1 protein-coding gene is annotated in these 2,661 nt (G+C 73.9%); it reads left to right on the forward strand.

The features are described 5' to 3' along the window. Window positions 1-2,661, forward strand: a 2,661-nt coding sequence (locus tag KBI5_RS01445) for a type I polyketide synthase (protein ID WP_116289817.1), incomplete at both ends; no start/stop codon positions are given.

Here is a 2,661-nt window from a genome sequence, read left to right on the forward strand (position 1 = left end):
TGGGGGACGCCGAGCGTGTCGGGGTGGTGCTCGGCCGCGGCGGCTACGTCGGTCCCGGGGTCGCCAAGCTCGAACAGCGGGTGCGCACCTCCCGCCAGATTGTCACGACGCTGCGCGAGATCCTGCCCGACCTGCCGGCCGAGGCCGTCGAACGGGTCCGGGAGGCGTTCGTCGCCCAGCTCGGACCGCAGCGCCCCGAGGCGTCCATCGGGCTGGTGCCGAACCTCGCCGCCTCCCGCATCGCCAACCGGCTCGACCTGCGCGGACCCGCCTACACCGTGGACGGGGCCTGCGCGTCATCGCTCATCGCCGTCGACATGGCGATGCGTGACCTCGGGTCCGGCCGGACCGACGCGATGATCGTCGGTGGCGCCCACATCGTGCACGAGGCGTCGTTCTGGAGCGTCTTCACCCTGCTGCGGGCGTTGTCCCCGAGTGAGATCATCCGTCCCTTCGACCGGCGGGCCGACGGCATTCTCATCGGCGAGGGCGTCGGCATGGTCGTCCTCAAGCGGCTTGCCGACGCCGAGCGCGACGGCGATCGGATCTACGCGGTGCTGCGGGGATCGGGCACGTCCAGTGACGGCCGGTCCGCCTCGCTGATGGCCCCGGCCGTCGAAGGCCAGACGCTCGCCGTCCGCCGGGCCTGGGCGGATGCCGGGCTCGACCCGACGGCRCCGGGTGCGATCGGCCTCGTCGAGGCGCACGGCACGGCCACCCCCACCGGCGACGCTGTGGAGCTCGCCACCCTCAGCCGGATCTTTGGCACCGCGTCGGGCGGACCGGCCGGGCCGGGTCGGGCGGACATCGGGATCGGTTCCGTCAAGTCCATGATCGGTCACGCGATGCCGGCCGCGGGCGCGGCCGCTCTGATCAAGACCGCGCTGGCGCTGCACCACCGGGTCCTGCCGCCCACGCTGCACTGCGACGAGCCGCATCCGGCGTTCGTGGGCAGCCGGTTCGCGCCGGTGCGCGCCGTCGTCGAGTGGGACGCCCCGGCCGGCGGCGGTCCCCGCCGAGCGGGGGTCAACGCCTTCGGGTTCGGCGGCATCAACGCCCATCTGGTGCTGGAGGAGGCGCCGGCACCCGCGGCGGTGACGGCGGCCCGTACGTTCGCCGCCCCGGCGGTGACCACGGTGGACCGGGCAGCCGACCCGGACGTCGGTCCGGACGTCGAACCGGTGCTGCTGTTCGCCGGGGCCGACGCGGCTGACCTGCTGGCCCAGCTCGACGTCCCGGACGCGGAACTGCTCGCCCGCGACGACGCCGCGACCCCGCCGACCGGTGGGCCGTGGCGGCTGGCCCTGGTCGCGCCGACCGCCCGTCGGCTGGTGCTCGCCCGCACCGTCGTCGAGCGCGGCACCCCCTGGCGGGGACGCAACGACCTGTGGTTCACCCCGGCAGGGATGTTCGCCCCCGCGCGGGCGGGTGGGGACTCCCCGGCGCAGACCGCTTTCCTGTTCTGCGGCTTGGAGGACAAGTTCACCCCGCGGATCGACGATGTCTGCGAACACTTCGGGCTGACGAAGCCGACCCTCGACGACACCGGGATGCTCGGCCGGCATGGCGTCGCGAGCGTTGAGGTCGGCCGGATCCTCGATGTGGCGCTGCGGCGGCTCGGGATCATCCCGGACCTCGTCGGCGGCCACAGCATCGGCGAGTGGAACGCGATGATCTCCTGCGGGCTGATCACCGACGAGTACACCGACGACTTCCTCGCCGGCTTCGACCCGACAGCCCTGGAGGTGCCGGGGGTCGTCTTCGGCGCGCTCGGCTGCGGCGCGCAGCGCGCGACGGAGGTCATCGCCGGGCTCGACGAGGTCGTCGTCTCCCACGACAACTGCCCGCATCAGTCGATCATCTGTGGGCGGGAGGACAGCGTGCGTACCACGCTGGACCGGCTGCGCCGCGACGGCGTGCTGGGCCAGATCCTGCCGTTCCGGTCAGGGTTCCACTCCCCGTTCCTCGAACCGTACCTGGACCCGATGCGGGCGCGGCTCGCCCGCACCACGTTCGTCGAGGCGAGCGTGCCGATCTGGTCGGCGACCACGGTGGCGCCCTACCCGAGCGACCACGACGCCATCCGCGCGCTCGCTCTTCGACACCTGGTCGAACCGGTACGCTTCCGCCAGCTCGTCGAGCGGCTGCGCGAGCGCGGGGTGCGTGCCTTCATCCAGGTCGGAGTGGGCAGCGTCGCGGGATTCGTCGACGACACCCTGCCCGGCAACGACCATCTCTCGTTGGTCACGAATACCGTGAAGCGTCCCGGGCTGGACCAGCTGCGGCGGGTCGCGGCGGCGATGTGGGCGGAAGGCGCCGCGCCCCGGATGGACCTGCTGCCCTGCCGGTCGCGACCCGCGCCGGCGGTGCCGCCGCTCCCCCGGGCGGCCAACGGACCGCACCGCGTCGGCGCCCCGGTGCGGTTGAGCCTCGGCACCCCCCTGATCCGCCTCGGCGGCGGGGCCGGCGACCTGCTCAACCCGGGCAGTGCCGATCGGACCCACCGGAACCCGCCGGCCTGGGCCGAAGGTGACGTGCCGACGCATCCGGTGATTGCCGAGCTGCGGGCCGCGCTCGCCGAGGCGGACGCGGTGATGTCCACCGTGGTCGACCGCTGGTCGCATGGGGCGACGCCGGCTCGGGTCCCCCCGCCCGGATCGG

It is taken from the genome of Frankia sp. KB5 (assembly GCF_002099325.1).
Classification (GTDB): domain Bacteria; phylum Actinomycetota; class Actinomycetes; order Frankiales; family Frankiaceae; genus Frankia; species Frankia casuarinae.